Source organism: Kitasatospora sp. MBT63, from assembly GCF_000710465.2.
Classification (GTDB): Bacteria; Actinomycetota; Actinomycetes; order Streptomycetales; family Streptomycetaceae; genus Kitasatospora.
In genome coordinates this window covers 1-1216 of record NZ_JAIZ01000619.1, presented here as the reverse complement: position 1 = coordinate 1216, position 1216 = coordinate 1, and the positions used below count along the sequence as shown (strand labels likewise).

The 1216-nt window shown below is 70.8% G+C and carries 1 protein-coding gene; it reads right to left on the bottom strand.

Going from position 1 to position 1216, the window contains the following annotated elements; all coding sequences use genetic code 11:
• On the bottom strand, positions 1–1208 hold a 1208-nt coding region (gene glyA, locus AA75_RS32195; protein ID WP_033823877.1), incomplete at its 3' end, for a serine hydroxymethyltransferase.
• Positions 1209–1216: the final 8 nt, after the last annotated feature.

Genomic DNA, 1216 nt, shown 5'->3' with positions numbered 1-1216 from the left:
GCGGTCACGCGGGCCTTCAGCGCGGTGGCCTTGGTCTCGTCGAAGGCGGGCAGCAGCGCCTCGGCGATGATGTCGGCGACCTCGCGGAAGTCCGCGGCCTGGAAGCCGCGGGTGGCCAGCGCCGGGGTGCCGATCCGCAGGCCGGAGGTGACCATCGGCGGGCGCGGGTCGTTGGGGACGGCGTTGCGGTTGACCGTGATGCCGACCTCGTGCAGCCGGTCCTCGGCGTCCTGGCCGTTGAGCTGGGAGTTGCGCAGGTCGACCAGGACCAGGTGGACGTCGGTGCCGCCGGAGAGCACGGAGACGCCGGCCTCGGTCGCGTCGGCCTGCAGCAGGCGCTCGGCGAGGATCTTGGCGCCCTCCAGGGTGCGCTGCTGGCGCTCCTTGAACTCCTCCGAGGCGGCGACCTTGAAGGCCACGGCCTTGCCGGCGATCACGTGCTCGAGCGGGCCGCCCTGCTGGCCGGGGAAGACCGCGGAGTTGATCTTCTTGGCGTACTCGGCCTTGGAGAGGATCACGCCACCGCGCGGGCCGCCCAGGGTCTTGTGGGTGGTGGTGGTCACCACGTCGGCGTACGGCACCGGGGACGGGTGCAGACCCGCCGCGACCAGGCCGGCGAAGTGCGCCATGTCGACCATCAGCAGCGCTCCGACCTCGTCCGCGATGCGGCGGAACTCGGCGAAGTCCAGCTGGCGGGGGTAGGCGGACCAGCCGGCGATGATCAGCTTGGGCCGGTGCTCCTTGGCGAGGCGCTCGACCTCGGCCATGTCGACCACGCCGGTCTCGTCCACGTGGTAGGCGGCCACGTTGTAGAGCTTGCCGGAGAAGTTGATCTTCATGCCGTGGGTGAGGTGGCCACCGTGCGCCAGGCTCAGGCCCAGGATGGTGTCGCCCGGCTGGATCAGCGCGAACATCGCGGCCGCGTTGGCCTGCGCACCGGAGTGCGGCTGGACGTTGGCGTGCTCGGCGCCGAACAGCTCCTTGATCCGGTCGATCGCGATCTGCTCGACCACGTCGACGTGCTCGCAGCCGCCGTAGTAGCGCTTGCCGGGGTAGCCCTCGGCGTACTTGTTGGTCAGGACCGAGCCCTGGGCCTCCATGACCGCCACCGGGGCGAAGTTCTCGGAGGCGATCATTTCGAGGGTGGTCTGCTGGCGGTGCAGCTCGGCGTCGACCGCGGCGGCGATCTCCGGGTCGAGCGCGTGCAGGGACTGGT